General features: G+C 55.2%; 11 protein-coding genes. 4 read left to right on the top strand and 7 right to left on the bottom strand.

Annotation, left to right across the window (positions count from 1 at the left end; all coding sequences use genetic code 11):
- Nucleotides 1–105: 105 nt before the first annotated feature.
- Nucleotides 106–1,293, top strand: a complete 1,188-nt coding sequence (locus DZE2538_RS10845) for a sugar transporter (protein WP_038916321.1) — start codon at nt 106–108, stop codon at nt 1,291–1,293.
- Nucleotides 1,294–1,361: 68 nt separating this feature from the next.
- Here the strand turns inward: DZE2538_RS10845 and DZE2538_RS10850 are convergent, their stop codons facing one another.
- Together DZE2538_RS10850 and yieE are read right to left on the bottom strand one after the other, a co-directional pair.
- A complete protein-coding gene (locus DZE2538_RS10850) occupies nt 1,362–2,834 on the bottom strand; it encodes an amino acid permease (protein ID WP_038916323.1) in 1,473 nt (490 codons plus the stop codon).
- Between the two features lie 163 nt (nt 2,835–2,997).
- On the bottom strand, nt 2,998–3,876 hold the full coding sequence (yieE, locus tag DZE2538_RS10855; RefSeq protein WP_038916324.1) for a DNA-binding transcriptional regulator YeiE: 879 nt from the start codon (nt 3,874–3,876) through the stop codon (nt 2,998–3,000).
- 105 nt (nt 3,877–3,981) lie between these two features.
- Here yieE and DZE2538_RS10860 point away from each other — a divergent pair, with 105 nt between their 5' ends.
- Both DZE2538_RS10860 and nfo read left to right on the top strand, forming a co-directional pair.
- Nucleotides 3,982–5,064, top strand: a complete 1,083-nt coding sequence (locus DZE2538_RS10860) for a YeiH family protein (RefSeq protein WP_019845698.1) — start codon at nt 3,982–3,984, stop codon at nt 5,062–5,064.
- A gap of 98 nt (nt 5,065–5,162) precedes the next feature.
- Nucleotides 5,163–6,023: a deoxyribonuclease IV gene (nfo, locus tag DZE2538_RS10865; protein ID WP_038916325.1), complete on the top strand. Its 861-nt coding sequence runs from the start codon at nt 5,163–5,165 to the stop codon at nt 6,021–6,023.
- A 41-nt stretch (nt 6,024–6,064) separates the two neighbouring features.
- Here nfo and DZE2538_RS10870 read toward each other — a convergent pair whose 3' ends face one another.
- The 4 genes from DZE2538_RS10870 to fruB all read right to left on the bottom strand — a co-directional run bounded on the left by DZE2538_RS10870 (nt 6,065) and on the right by fruB (nt 10,692).
- Complete coding sequence (locus DZE2538_RS10870; protein WP_023639884.1) at nt 6,065–6,775, bottom strand: hypothetical protein; 711 nt, start codon at nt 6,773–6,775, stop codon at nt 6,065–6,067.
- Nucleotides 6,776–6,906: 131 nt separating this feature from the next.
- On the bottom strand, nt 6,907–8,595 hold the full coding sequence (gene fruA / locus DZE2538_RS10875; RefSeq protein ID WP_019845695.1) for a PTS fructose transporter subunit IIBC: 1,689 nt from the start codon (nt 8,593–8,595) through the stop codon (nt 6,907–6,909).
- Nucleotides 8,596–8,611: 16 nt separating this feature from the next.
- Nucleotides 8,612–9,550 (bottom strand): 1-phosphofructokinase, encoded by a 939-nt coding sequence (gene fruK, locus DZE2538_RS10880; RefSeq protein ID WP_012885029.1) that lies wholly within the window; start codon nt 9,548–9,550, stop codon nt 8,612–8,614.
- On the bottom strand, nt 9,547–10,692 hold the full coding sequence (gene fruB, locus DZE2538_RS10885; RefSeq protein ID WP_019845694.1) for a fused PTS fructose transporter subunit IIA/HPr protein: 1,146 nt from the start codon (nt 10,690–10,692) through the stop codon (nt 9,547–9,549). Before fruB ends, fruK begins: the two co-directional genes overlap by 4 nt.
- Before the next feature lie 335 nt (nt 10,693–11,027).
- Here fruB and DZE2538_RS10890 point away from each other — a divergent pair, with 335 nt between their 5' ends.
- The gene (locus DZE2538_RS10890; protein WP_038916326.1) at nt 11,028–12,209 is read left to right on the top strand and encodes a sugar efflux transporter; all 1,182 of its coding nucleotides are present in this window, start codon (nt 11,028–11,030) and stop codon (nt 12,207–12,209) included.
- Between the two features lie 5 nt (nt 12,210–12,214).
- Here the strand turns inward: DZE2538_RS10890 and DZE2538_RS10895 are convergent, their stop codons facing one another.
- A complete protein-coding gene (locus tag DZE2538_RS10895; protein WP_019845692.1) occupies nt 12,215–12,469 on the bottom strand; it encodes a YkgJ family cysteine cluster protein in 255 nt (84 codons plus the stop codon).
- Between the last annotated feature and the right edge of the window lie 217 nt (nt 12,470–12,686).

Here is a 12,686-nt window from a genome sequence, read left to right on the forward strand (position 1 = left end):
CCCACAAAAAGACCCGCTAATAAGTGTGATCTACATCGCATTGTCACGATCCATTGATTACAATGGGGTCGTTCCCCATAAGTAATACCCGACTGGAATTTGACTATGACATCCGCTTCCCCTTCACGCGCCACCGCCTGGTTACGCGTGGTGACGCTGGCCGTGGCCGCGTTTATTTTTAACACCACGGAGTTTATTCCGGTGGGGCTGCTCAGTGACATCGCCAATACCTTTGCCATGAAAACCGAAGATGTTGGGCTGATGATCACCATTTATGCCTGGATAGTGGCGCTTGCCTCGCTGATCTGCATGTTGCTGACCAGCGGCATTGAGCGCCGTAAATTGCTGATTGGGCTGTTCAGCCTGTTTATCCTCAGCCATTTGCTGTCTGCCATCGCCTGGAACTTTACCGTGCTGGTCATTTCCCGAGCCGGTGTCGCGCTGACGCACTCAGTATTCTGGTCTATTACCGCCTCACTGGCGATTCGGATGGCACCACACGGCAAGCGGGCGCAGGCATTGGGGCTTATTGCCACCGGCTCGTCACTGGCGATGGTACTGGGGCTGCCGCTGGGGCGGATTATCGGCCAATACCTCGGCTGGCGAATCACTTTCCTGACCATCGCCGCAGGCGCGACCATTGCCATGATCCTGCTGGCACGCCTGCTGCCATTACTGCCGAGCGAGCATTCCGGTTCGTTATCCAGTGTGCCGAAACTGTTTCGCCGCCCGGCGTTGGTCGGTATTTACCTGCTAACTGTGGTGGTCGTGACGGCACACTTCACGGCTTACAGCTATATTGAACCCTTTATCCAGACCGTGGCCGGTCTGCCGGAAAATTTCACCACCCTGATTCTGTTGCTATTTGGGTGCGCCGGTATTGTGGGCAGTATGCTCTACAGCCGCTACAGCGAGCGTTTCCCGCAGGCGTTTCTGGTTACGGCTATGTTGTTGTTGCTAGGCTGTCTGACACTGTTGATGCCACTGTCCGCCCATCCATTCAGCCTGACGTTGCTGTGTCTGGTCTGGGGACTGGCGATGATGGCGATTGGCCTGGCGATGCAAGCCAAAGTCCTGTCACTGGCACCGGATGCCAGCGATGTCGCCATGTCGATTTTCTCCGGGTTGTTCAACCTCGGTATCGGCGGCGGCGCACTGTTGGGGAGCCAGGTGAGCCTGCATCTAGGCATGGATAAAATCGGTTATGTCGGCGCACCGCTGGTGTTGTTTGCGCTGGTTGCCCTGCTGCTCACGGTTTACCGCAGTGTGAAACTGGTGCATTCCCGCATCTGAGTACGACGTCTGTTGGGCGTAAAAAAAGCCAGTCGGTAACCCGGCTGGCTTTTTGGTCTATAGGACCGTTACTTGTATTCCGGGAAGGTCATCTCGCTGTATTTCACTACCCGTGATTTTCTCACCAGACGATAGCCCAGCCAGATAGCCAGAAACAACGGAATACCGATGTACGTCGCCGTCACGGCATACCAGTCAATCTTATCAGCCAGAAACGCCTGATAATTCTGCCCCAAGGTAATCACCAGACAGAGTATGAAAGCAAAGATAGGCCCTAACGGGAAAAAGCCAGAGCGGTATGGCAGTGCATTCAAATCATGCCCTTGCACGACATAGCCACGGCGAAAACGGTAGTGGCTGATGGCAATACCCAGCCAGGCGATAAACCCGGTCATACCGGAGGTATTCAGCAACCACAGGTACACTGTCTGATTGCCAAACATCGACGACAGGAAACACAACCCTGCGACCACCGTCGTCGCATACAACGCATTACGCGGTACCCCACCTTGTGAGAGCTTGCCAAAGCACGCGGGCGCCTTACCTTCCTGCGCCAACGTGAACAACATGCGGGTGGATGCATACATACCGGAGTTACCTGCCGACAACACAGCGGTCAGGATAACCGCATTCATCACCGCAGCAGCCGACAGTAAGCCAGCATTCTCAAACACCAGCGTGAACGGGCTGACGCTGATATCTTTCACATCGTTACGCAGCAGGTTAGGGTCGGTATACGGCACCAGCAGGCTGATAATCAGAATCGCGAAGATATAAAACAGCAGGATACGCCAGAATACCTGACGAATAGCGCGTGGAATGTTGGTCTGCGGATCTTGGGACTCCCCGGCGGCCACACCAATCAATTCGGTGCCCTGAAACGAGAAGCCAACGATCATGGCGACACCGATCATGGCGGAAAATCCGCCAGCAAACGGCGCATCGCCAATCTGCCAGTTATGCCAGCCCGCATGTTCACCACCGCGCAGAATACCGATAATCATCAGCACCCCAATAGCGATGAACAGAACCACGGTGATCACCTTAATCAGCGAGAACCAGTATTCCGCTTCACCAAAGCCTTTCACGGAAATGTAGTTCAGCAAAAACATCAGCGACAGGAATAACGCACTCCAGACCCAACCAGGCACCGATGGGAACCAGTATCCCATGACCAGTTGTGCCGCCACCAGGTCAACGGCGATGGTAACCGCCCAGTTGTACCAATAGTTCCACCCCAGCGCGAAGCCGAATCCCTCTTCCACATAGCGTGCGCCATAGGTAGAAAACGAACCAGATACCGGCATAAATGCTGCCAGCTCCCCAAGGCTGGTCATCAGGAAATAGACCATCAGGCCGATCAACGCATACGATAACAGTGCCCCACCCGGCCCGGCTTGCGACACCGTGGCACCTGAAGCGACAAATAACCCAGTACCGATCGAACCGCCAATGGCGATCATCGTCAAATGCCGCGCTTTCAACTCACGGCGTAGCGTGGTTCCCCGCGATTGCGCGAGGTCAGTATCATGTTGAGCCATTACTATCCATGCCCTTGAAAATTTGAGGGCGGATTGTAGGCAATCTGCTACCTGCTGGATAGCGCATAGCACGGATTATAAGAGACCTTCATAACTCACCCGGCATCATAAGTAATCCCTCTGGAATACACGCCGGGTTTGTAATGCTGATGTTGCCAGGCTGTTAGGAGCGATCGCCTTCCCGGCAATACTCCAGAAAGCATTGCAGCACGCCAGATAAGTGTTTTTGACGATGGTGTACCAGATATAACGTGCGGCTCAGCCGGGGTAAAGGAACCGGTAGTTCCACCAACACGCCAGTGGCGAGCTGCTCAGCGACCACATGACGCGACAGGCAACTGATACCGATGCCATGACGCACCGCGTGCTTGATAGCCTCTGAGTTGCCAAGCTCCATCACCAGCCGGAAATGCGGTAGACGTGCCAGCAGTAAATGATCCAACACTTCGCGCGTACCTGACCCGTGCTCACGCAGGATCCACGGCGCATCCGCCAGCATGGGTAATGTAAAATCATGGCCAATCAGCGGATTACCGGGGGCGCAAAACACCACCAGTTCATCTTCCCGCCAGGGCTGGGTGAGCAAGTCCGGGTGATGGCACGGCCCTTCTATCAGGCCCAAATCAACCCGAAATTCAGACACGGCATTGACCACATCCAGCGTGTTCCCCACATACAGCTCCAGTGGGATGGCGGGAAAATCCTGACGATAGCGGGCAATCATCGCCGGCATCAGATAATTACCGATGGTACTGCTGGCATAAATACGCAGCGCGCCGTTATCACGCCGGAAAAGCTGTTCAATTTCCGCCGACTGCTCCAGCAGCGCCAGTGCTTTAGGGTACAGCAGCCGACCGTGTTCATTAACCACCAATCGTTTACCCACACGATCGAACAGCTGTACCCCCAGTTGACTTTCAAGATCAGCCAATGCGGCGCTGACGGCGGACTGTGACAGCGACAACACCACCGATGCCTGTGTGGTTGAACCGCTTTTCAGGACTTCGGTAAACACTTCCAGTTGACGTAACGTAATGTGCATAGGGGCTCTTATCGTAAATATCTATAGGTTATAAATATATAATCAATTTCTATTTTAAGCGCGCTGATCATAGGCTGTGCCCTCAACCTTACATTGATAGCGGGTATGGCTATGTTTTCATTTTCTTCCAGGGTACAACGACTTTCCCCTTTCTCCACGGTGGGCCATCTGTTGACTGGCATCATCCTGATTGGCCTGCTGACCCGTGGCATCTTATGGTTATCCGGCCTGCCGACCATTGCCGGATTGGGACTCGGTTCCCTGACGTTGGCGATACTGGTTGGCATGGTGCTGGGCAATACGGCTTATTCGCACCTGCAACCCTGGTGTGATGCTGGTGTCCAGTGGTCCCGGCATTACCTGCTGCGCTGGGGCATCATCCTGTACGGCTTTAGACTGAGCTTCCAGCAACTCACCGCCGTGGGTAGCGCCGGTCTGGTTATCGATGTACTGACGCTGACCTCTACCCTGTTACTCGCCTATTGGCTGGGACGGCGCTGGTTTCAACTGGACGGTCATACCGCTTTGCTGATTGGCGCAGGCAGCAGTATTTGCGGTGCCGCAGCGGTACTGGCCACCGCCCCGGTACTGAAAAGTACCGCCGATAAAGTCGCGGTCGCGGTATCCACCGTCGTTTTGTTCGGTACTACCGCCATGTTTCTTTACCCATGGATGTACCAACATTTTATCCAGTATAGCGGCTGGTTATTTACCCCGCAGACTTTCGGACTCTACCTCGGTTCCACCGTGCATGAAGTGGCGCAAGTGGTCGCCGCGGGCCACGCTATCAGCCCGGAGACGGAGAATACAGCGGTCATCGGTAAAATGTTACGCGTCATGATGCTGGCCCCGTTTTTGTTCCTGCTTGGCTTGTGGGTCAAGCAGCGTCAACCTGCCCACCAGAGCGCGACATCCGCTACCACCGGTTATCCGTGGTTTGCGCTGGGCTTCGTATTGATGTGTGGCTTTAATTCGCTGAACTGGCTGCCCGCTCGTTGGGTCGCGCTGATCACGCAACTCGATAACGTGCTGTTGACCATGGCGATGGTAGCACTGGGGATAGCCACCCGTCTGAGCACGTTGCGACAGGCGGGGGTTAAACCCTTACTGTTGGCGGCAGTCCTGTTCATCTGGTTAGTGGCAGGCGGCGCGGCTATCAATCTGGGGATACAGCATCTTTTTGCCTGAATGAATCTCCCAGGGTGAAATAACGCCTGGGTGAAACACGGGGCTACAGACCGTGACGCGGTAATGTCATAATGCGCGGGCATAAAAAGGAGAAAACCATGAAATATGTCGGAGCGCACGTCAGTGCATCTGGCGGCGTGGATCAGGCGGTTGCCCGCGCCCACGACATCGGCGCCACCGCGTTCGCACTGTTTACCAAAAACCAGCGCCAGTGGCAGGCCGCGCCATTAACAGCGGAGGTGATTGACCGTTTTCAGACCGCCTGCGCCCGGTATCACTTCACCCCGGCGCAGATCCTGCCGCACGACAGCTATCTGATCAATCTGGGTCATCCCGATGACGAGGCCTTAGGCAAATCTCAGGCGGCGTTTATCGACGAAATGACGCGTTGCCAGCAACTGGGACTGACATTGCTGAATTTTCATCCCGGCAGCCACCTGCGTCAAATAGACGAAAGCACCTGTCTGCGCCGTATCGCCCAGTCCATCAATCTGGCGCTGGAAGCAACCAGCGGCGTCACCGCGGTGATAGAAAACACCGCTGGTCAGGGTAGCAACCTGGGGTTTCGGTTTGAACATCTGGCGGAAATCATCAGTCAGGTGGAAGACAAAAGTCGGGTCGGCGTCTGTATCGATACCTGCCATGCGTTCGCGGGCGGTTATGACCTGCGCACCGAGGATGACTGCGAACGGACTTTTGCTGAACTGGAGCGTATCGTCGGTTTCAGCTATTTACGCGGTATGCACCTGAATGACGCGAAAAGCGAGTTTAGTAGTCGGGTGGACCGTCACCACAGTCTGGGTGAAGGCAACATCGGTAAAACCGTGTTCAGCTATATTATGCGCGACTCGCGCTTTGACGGCATTCCACTGATTCTGGAAACCATCAATCCAGATATCTGGCCGCAGGAAATCGCCTGGCTCAAATCACAACAATCGCCGGTCAACCTCGTCGGCTAACACCGGAATCGCGGCCAGACACTGGCCGCTACACGGCGTAATCAGGCCGTTTCCTCCCGCCGTAATTGCGCTGCCCGCTCGAATATTCGGTTTGATACCGTGCGCGGTTTATGCCCTTGTCCGTCCGGTTGCACAACGCACTGAAATGCATCGCGCAGTTGCATCGCTTTTCCCTGCTCATCACGCCCAATGGCATATTTATCGTGAAAGGGCGAAACCGCCAGCGCCAGATTATCAATAATCGTATCGAGATAAGAGAAGGCGTTTTTCTTTACCGACAACATCTGATTGATGATAGCGCAGTCGATCAACGTACCGGTGAGCCATTCGGTTTCACAGGCATACCCGGCACACCAGCGTAACTGGTTGCCGCGAGTAAATGTTTCGATTAACTCGGTATGAGCCCCCACGAAGCAGGCACCGAGCAGCAACCCGGTGATATTGAACTGATGCGATAATTCGCCGATAGGTACCAGCACATCCCGAATGTGTGTACCTCCCACTCTTTTCCCCTGACCGTGCGCGGCGACATAAATAATGATATTTTTAAAAGGAATCTTGCACAGACACTGTAACGCGGTGCGAAAACTGGTCTTGTCGTAGAAATTAGCGCAATACACCTCGGTGTCACCGGCGACCTTGGCAATACCCTCAATAAACGGCACGACGGATGAGCGGTTGGCATCAAGCGCATCCAGCTCCCAGGGCGACTCCAGCACCAAAATCCCCCGGCTGGCATGATGACGCGACATGGCATTCTCCTTCTCAGCGACCCTAACATGACGAAATCATACCGCTGTTAAGTGCAGCACCTCGCGAAAAAACATAAAAAAAACGCCGGTACATCGCACCGGCGTTTTTATCACTGCATCATCATTAAGCGTTAGGCTTTAGCCAGTTGCTCTTCCGGACGTTTCAGCACAGCGTACAGCACGCCAGCCACGACCGTACCCGCTACGATGGAAAGCAGGTAGCCCACTACCGGTGTGATCGCACCTGGAATCAGCAGGACGAACAGACCACCGTGTGGAGCCATCAGCTTAGCGCCAATCGCCATAGAAATGGCACCTGTCAGCGCGCCACCCAGGATACAGCACGGCAGTACACGCATCGGGTCACGGGCAGCGTAAGGAATAGCACCTTCGGAGATGAAACACAGCCCCAGTACCACCGCCGCTTTACCACCTTCACGTTCGGTCGCTGTGAATTTCTTCGCAGCAATGAACGTTGCCAGCCCCATCGCCAGCGGCGGCACCATACCAGCAGCCATAACGGCAGCCATTGGCGCATACACCTGGCTACTGAGCAGCGTAGTACCGAACACATACGCCACTTTGTTTACCGGGCCACCCATATCGGTACACATCATGCCGCCCAGAATGGCACCCAGAATGACCGCATTCGCCGTACCCATGGATTGCAGCCAACCAGTCAGGCCAGTCAGGATTTTCGCAACCGGAGTACCGACGACGTAGATCATGATAAGACCGGTTATCAGCGTCGCGAATAGCGGAATAATCAAAATCGGTTTTAGCGCCGACATACTCTGCGGCAACGTCACATGGTTGCTGATGGCGCGCGCCAGATAACCTGCCAGGAACCCGGCGATGATACCACCCAGGAAACCCGCACCGGTGCTGACAGCCAGCATACCGCCAACCAGACCCGGAGTCAGACCCGGACGGTCAGCAATGGAAAACGCAATGTAACCCGCCAATACCGGCACCATCAGTGCAAACGCCGAACCGCCGCCGATCTTCATCAGCGCTGCTGCCAGCGTCCCTTCTTCCTTGAACGCGGTAATCCCGAATACGAACGACAAGGCAATACACAGACCGCCTGCTACCACCACGGGCAACATGTACGACACACCGGTCAGCAGGTGACGATACGGACCTGCGCCGCCTTTTTTGGCCGAGTCAGCCGCCGCCGCACCACTTTGGGCAGATGGCTGGAAGACCACCGCTTCAGACAGCGCTTTATCAAGCTCTTGCGCCGTCTTCTTCAATGCCAGACCTGTCGAGGTGCGGTACATTTTTTTACCGGCGAACTTGCTAAGGTCAACTTCAATGTCCGCTGCCACGATAACCAAATCCGCCTGTTCAACTTCTTCCGGGCTAATCGGGTTACCGGCACCTACGGAGCCGCGGGTTTCCACTTTCACCCACCAGCCACGTTTTTTCGCTTCGCTTTCGATAGCCTCAGCCGCCATGAAGGTGTGCGCTACCCCTGTCGGGCAGGCGGTCACCGCCACAATACGTTTGGCCGCAGTCGGCGCTGCCGCTGGAGCCGCAGCAACCGGAGCCTGATACGGCTTCGCCTCAGCTTTCGCTTTTTCCAGGAAGTGAGCGGGCTGACTCAATGCCAACTCCACATCCCCGGCAAACACGTTCTTGCCATTCAATCCACTGTCTGCCTGTACGGAAGCACCCAGCACGATCGCCAGCTCCGCATCAGCAAGTTGCTCAGTGAGGGTAAGTCCTGCATTAGTTGCGGCAGCACCGAGCAAATTCTTCACCAGACGGCTTTTCGCCAGTCCCAGTGATTTATCGAGTATCAGCAGCGTTTTCATTGTTTATCTCCTGCTGTCAGTTAAAGGGTTGTAGATCAACACGCGCCATCATCGCAGCCAGCTGCGGACGATCGCTAATGCCAACGTTACTCTGGCTAACGGCCAGCGCTGCCACCGCAGTGGCCAGACGCAACGTATGTTCACTGGACTCACGCATCAATAAGCCATAAATCAATCCCCCCACCATGGAGTCACCCGCACCTACCGTACTGATCACTTCACAGGCTGGCGGCATCGCTCGCCAGGCACCGGACGCATTGACCCACAGCGCGCCTTCCGCTCCCAGCGAAATCACGACATGAGCAATACCCTGTTCACGCAGCGCATGCGCTGCATCTACCACATCCGCCAGCGTAGGTAATTTACGCCCGGCCCAAATTTCCAGCTCACGGCGGTTGGGTTTGACCAACCACGGAGAGGCTTTCAGGCCTGCTACCAGCGCTTCGCGGCTGCTGTCGAAAATAATGCACGGACACTGGCTACGCAGACGCGACATCCAGTCGGTAAACGCATCCGGGTCAACACCACTCGGCAAACTGCCACTGACAGCCACCATGTCAAACTGCCCCAACCAGCTCAGCGAATCGTTCACGAAACGCTGCCAGTCTTGCTGGGTCACCTCAAAACCGGAGAAATTCAGATCGGTCACATCGCCATTCTGCTCGGTAAGTTTGACATTAATACGCGTACGTCCCGACACCACCTGGAAACGGTTAGCAATGCCCAACTCGCTGAACAACTGTTGAAAACCGTCCTGATTGTCTTTGCCCATGAACCCACCGACGGTGACATCAATACCCAGATCTTTGAGTACCTTGGCAACGTTGATGCCTTTACCTGCCGCATGCAGCCCCGTAGTCTGAACCAGATTCACCTCACCCCGTTCGATTTCCGGGCAATACCCTACTAAATCATAGGCGGGATTCAGGGTAATGGTGGCAACGCGTCTGCTCATGCTGCACCCTCCCCAAGACCAGACTGAATGGCCTCGCCGATAGCCTTCAGCGCAGCTTCAGCATCTTCACCACGGGCGGTAAAGCGCAGGCGGTGGCCGCTTTTCACACCCAGAGCGACCACTTTCATCAGACTGCGGCCGTTGGCGGGTTTACCGGTGCCGTCAAGATTCGTCACCGTTATCTCGCTGGAGAACTGTTTAATCACGTTGACCAGCATCGCGCCGGGACGGGCATGCAGACCATGCTCATTGCGGACAGTAAATTCGGCTTCCAGTGCGTCGCTCTCGGCTTCACCTTCGGTTGCCTCGTCACTGGTCAGCAACGCCAGTAACGTAGTTTCGTCAGCAGACAACAGGCTGTCAGCTTTACCGGCAATCAACAACTTGCTGAGATAATCGAGCGATGCGAATACTTGCTCGTCGGCAGCCGACACGGTCAGCAACAGCGCAACAGTTTCACCGTCTAGCGCGAATGGCTGGGCTGGACGGCTTACTGCCAGTGCACTTACCAGGTTGCCGTTCAGACTATCGCTCAGCCAAATACCCTGCCCCAGATGGGTCGGTTTAGTAGCAACGACATGGCTGACAAAACTGGCGTCAACCGCGCCAATCTGCTGTAAACGACCGGCGTTCAGCGCCTGCAAGGTCATCAGGTTATCCGTTGCCACATTCAGGTTAATCAGCGACGTATCGAAGCGGAATGCGCCCGCCAGTTGTTCGCCCATCAGCAACCCACGCAGTTCGTCAGCGGAGGTGGTGCTGGCCAGACGGGCCGCAACGCGGTCATCGCTCAGCACATGGGTCAGTTGACGCAACAGCGCCAGGTGTTCGTCAGAACGGGCGGCGATGCCCAGCACCACATACGCGGTCTGGTCTTCCCCCCACGCAATGCCCTGCGGGAACTGGAATACCTGAACACCGGTTTTCTTCACCAGATCTCGCGTATCGGTCGTGCCATGCGGGATGGCGATACCGCTGCCAAGATAAGTCGATGTCTGCTGCTCACGCTGCAGCATCCCCGCAACATAGCCTTCGCTCACGCAACCCGCTTCGGTCAGAGCGGCGGCCACCTGACGGATGGCCTCCTCTTTCGTACCGGCGGAAGCACCTAAATGAATGTCGTGCTGTGACAACTGAAACATAATGCTCCTCTCTTGCTGAACTTGAATCGTTTCAGCTTTTATGAGAAATAATTTGCTGACTCGCTCAGGGTAATTTCAGCAAAACCTCGCTGAAACGTTTCAAAAATTCTGCGTTTTTCATTATGGCTATGCAAGCATTCTGCATGGATGAAATGACAGATCTTAGAGGTCACGCACATTTTCACCCGAAAATTCAGTGCGCATTAACAGGTTGTCACATTTGTGCTGAATGTGTGCTGAAGAAAAAAAGTTGAAACAGGCTTTCGTTTCTACCCTATCAGCGTAAGATAGCGCGTTCCGTTTTCTCCCTGTTCTTTTTTTAACCTGAATTCAGCATGACATTCTCTTCCACCCGTGTAGCCCGGCGTCTGCCCGACCTGACATCCTCGGCATTCCTGATGATTGCCTTCCTGACCGGGATTGCCGGTGCACTGCAACTCCCCACACTGAGCCTGTTTTTGTCCACAGAAGTACAGGTCCGCCCCGTTATGGTGGGGCTGTTTTATACCGGCAGTGCGGTGATCGGTATCGTCGTCAGCCAGGTTTTAGCAACCTATTCCGATCGCCAGGGCGACCGTAAGACGCTGATCCTGCAATGTTGCCTGCTGGGTGCACTTTCCTGTCTGCTGTATGCCTGGAACCGCAACTACTTTGTTTTGCTGTTCATCGGCGTATTACTGTCGAGTTTTGGTTCCACCGCCAACCCACAGCTGTTTGCTCTGGCAAGGGAACACGCTGATCGCACCGGCCGGGGCGCGGCCATGTTCAGCTCCGTAATGCGAGCGCAGATTTCACTGTCATGGGTCATCGGGCCGCCGGTTGCTTTCGCGTTAGTGTTGGGATTCGGGTTCCCGGTGATGTACCTGACGGCAGCCGCGGTGTTCGTCTTATGCGGATTACTGGTATGGCTGTTACTGCCCTCTATGCCGAAGACCAAGGTTAAATCCGCCGCTACGCTGGAATCACCGCGGCAAAACCGGCGCGATACGCTATTGCTGTTTAGTGCCTGTACCCTGATGTGGACCTGCAACGGTATTTATCTGATCAATATGCCGTTATATCTGGTGCATGAATTACAGTTACCGGAGAAACTGGCCGGGTTGATGATGGGGACCGCCGCCGGGCTGGAAATTCCGGTGATGCTGCTGGCAGGGTATCTGGCCAGTCGATTGGGAAAACGCCTGCTGATGCGTATAGCGGTGATAGCCGGGTTGGTTTTCTATACCGGCCTGACGTTGCTGAACAACGACTGGGCGTTGCTGGCGTTGCAACTGCTGAATGCAATTTTCATCGGTATTCTGGCCGGAATGGGCATGCTTTATTTTCAGGATCTGATGCCGGGTCAGGCCGGTGCCGCCACCACGCTATTCACCAATACCACCCGGGTTGGCTGGATCATTTCCGGCTCACTGGCCGGGATAGTGGCCGAGGTCTGGAGTTATCATGCCGGTTTTGTCATCGCTATCGCGATGCTGGCGGGCGCTGCCGTCTGCCTGTGGCGCATCCGCGACGTTTGATGTACTCAGGGCGCGGTGGCATCTTCCAGTTCGATAAGGTACTGCATCGCCTCATCACGACTGTTACGGCACATGTCACGACTCGGTTGTAAACCACGGCACACCGCCGGACGTAAGGGCGAAAAGAACAGGCCGCAACGCATACGCTCATCAAGATGAATACAGGGCGTATTGGCGGGTTTTCCCTGTGGCATGCCGGGAATCGGGCTGGAGATAGACGGTGCGGTACAGCAGGCACCGCAATCAGAACGGCATTCCATCAGTGACCTCCGGGGGATTCCCGTCGCTAGTGCAGGCCGCAGAGCCTAACAGGCTGGTGGCCGCAAGGCTACTACTACTCTATTACCAACATTTATTGCCAGCAGTTATTGGCGGCATTCATGGCTGGTATTTGGCATCGTTATCATTTCTGCCGCGTTTTATCCCTCGGGCCGTTTGTCTGGTGCCAGACAGCCACAAATCCCTCTTGCCTGAACC

This window comes from Dickeya zeae NCPPB 2538 (assembly GCF_000406165.1).
Lineage (GTDB): Bacteria > Pseudomonadota > Gammaproteobacteria > Enterobacterales > Enterobacteriaceae > Dickeya > Dickeya zeae.